This window comes from Rothia sp. (in: high G+C Gram-positive bacteria) (assembly GCF_030540545.1).
Classification (GTDB): Bacteria; Actinomycetota; Actinomycetes; order Actinomycetales; family Micrococcaceae; genus Rothia.
Window position 1 is genome coordinate 1 of the sequence record NZ_JAUNVZ010000043.1, and the last position, 1,358, is coordinate 1,358.

A 1,358-nucleotide genomic window follows, 5' to 3' on the forward strand; every position below is an offset into this window, starting at 1 on the left:
TGCCTCCACGATAAAAAGAGCCTTTATGCGAATAAAGAGTATTTTTTACCGCTTTATTCACATAAAGGCTCTTTTTAGCACCAGAATTTTTGGTCTAGTGTTCTGTTTTCTCCAGTTCGGCGGGTGCCGAGCGGAGCATCCGGTAAGTGAAGACCGCCAGAACCGCCAAAAGCACGGCGCTAAAGGTTGCGGTCACCAGCACGCCCGAATCGAATGCGGCATGCGCCGAATGCAGCAGCTCGGCACTTAGATCCGAGGGAAGCTGCCCGGCAACTGCGGTCGCGCCGCCGAGGGTTTCGCCCGCCGCATGGGCCGCATCCGCATTAAGACCGGTGGGCACCGTCACCTGTGCACGGTAAATTGCGGTCAGCATGCCGCCGATCACCACGGTACCCAGCACGGTGCCGAACTCGTAGGCGGTCTCAGAAATTGCCGACGCAGCACCCGCCTTATTCGCTGGAACGCTGGAAAGAATCAGGTCATTCGAGATGGTCTGAGCCGCACCCACGCTCAACCCTAAGAACATGAAGGAAGTCATGAGCAGAAGGTCGTTGCGCGAACCAAAGAACACCACAAACAGGTACCCGAGCGCACCCAAGGCAAGCCCCGAAGACACAATCACCGCCGGGTGGAACCGCGAAACGAGCTTAGCGGCGTACAGGCCCGCAATAATGGTGCACGCCAGCCCGGGAATCAGGAACAGTCCAGCCTGCATGGGAGAGTACCCCGAAACCAGCTGCAAATGCTGCGAAACGAAGAAAAGGAACCCAACATCTACGAACATGGCGAACAGGTTCGCCAGAATCCCCCCGGTAAACACGGTGTTTTTGAAGAGGCGAACATCGAGCATGGGGGTGGTTCCCGCACGCCCGCGGCGCAGCTGACGGCGCACGAAGAAGAACCCGAACACGGCGCCAATAAACGCGGTGCTGACTGCGAGCGCATCCACGCCTGCCTCAGAAATATGGGTGAGTCCGAACGTTATGCCGATCATGGCGATCATAATCAGCAGGATACTCACCATATCGAGCGGGCCGGGGTTTGGATCTTTCGATTCGGGCACGGTCATGGGTGCGAGGGCAAGGAACGGTACGAGTACGGGTACCGCCATGAGGAACACCGACCCCCACCAGAAATGGCTCAGCAGGAGTCCGCCCACGATGGGGCCGAGCGCTGCACCGGCGGAGAAGCCAGCCGCCCACACGGCGATTGCGGTGCGGCGTTCTTTCGGGTCACGGAAGATGTTGCGAATGAGTGAGAGCGTGGCGGGCATGAGCATGGCACCGAAGAATCCGAGTACGGCGCGGGCGATGACAAGCAGCAGGGCGGTGGGTGCGAATGCGGCGAGTGCTGAGATA

At 59.0% G+C, this 1,358-nt stretch carries 1 protein-coding gene; it reads right to left on the reverse strand.

Annotation, left to right across the window (positions count from 1 at the left end):
* Positions 1-94 precede the first annotated feature (94 nt).
* Positions 95-1,358 (reverse strand): MFS transporter (locus tag Q4P78_RS08780; RefSeq protein ID WP_303339997.1); only part of this gene is annotated, 1,264 nt, incomplete at its 5' end.